The sequence below is a fragment of the Streptomyces sp. DH12 genome (assembly GCF_020873895.1).
Taxonomy (GTDB): domain Bacteria; phylum Actinomycetota; class Actinomycetes; order Streptomycetales; family Streptomycetaceae; genus Streptomyces.
Genome location: NZ_JAHWGT010001335.1, coordinates 1 through 422 on the forward strand (window position 1 = coordinate 1; position 422 = coordinate 422).

At 69.9% G+C, this 422-nt stretch carries 1 protein-coding gene; it reads right to left on the minus strand.

What is annotated here, in order from left to right:
- A partial coding sequence (locus LPA54_RS39960) for a carbohydrate ABC transporter permease (protein WP_368857910.1) occupies window positions 1-422 on the minus strand: 422 nt, incomplete at both ends.

Here is a 422-nt window from a genome sequence, read left to right on the forward strand (position 1 = left end):
GATGCCGGCGTAGACGGTGACCATCACGAACGGGAAGGAGCACCACACCACTTCGAGCAGCACCAGGAAGAACGCGCTGAACCGCCCGTACGTCCAGGAGTGGTCGCCGAGCCCCAGCACCCGGTTGACCGGGCCGAAGTCGGCGTCGAAGAGGAACAGCCACACCGTGGACCCGGTGATCGCCGGCGTCGCCCAGGCGCCCAGCGCGGCCAGCATCAACGCCAGCCGCGGCACCGCCCGCACCCGGGTGAGCAGCACGGCGAGCGCACACCCCACGGCCAGCGTGGAGACGACACAGGCCGCCGCGAACACCACGGTGGCCAGCAGCACCTCCCAGAACTGCCCGTCCCCGAACAGCTCGGCATAGTTCCCGAACCCCTCGAAGGTGGTCGGCTCCCCGCCACTGACCTGAGCCTGGGTGT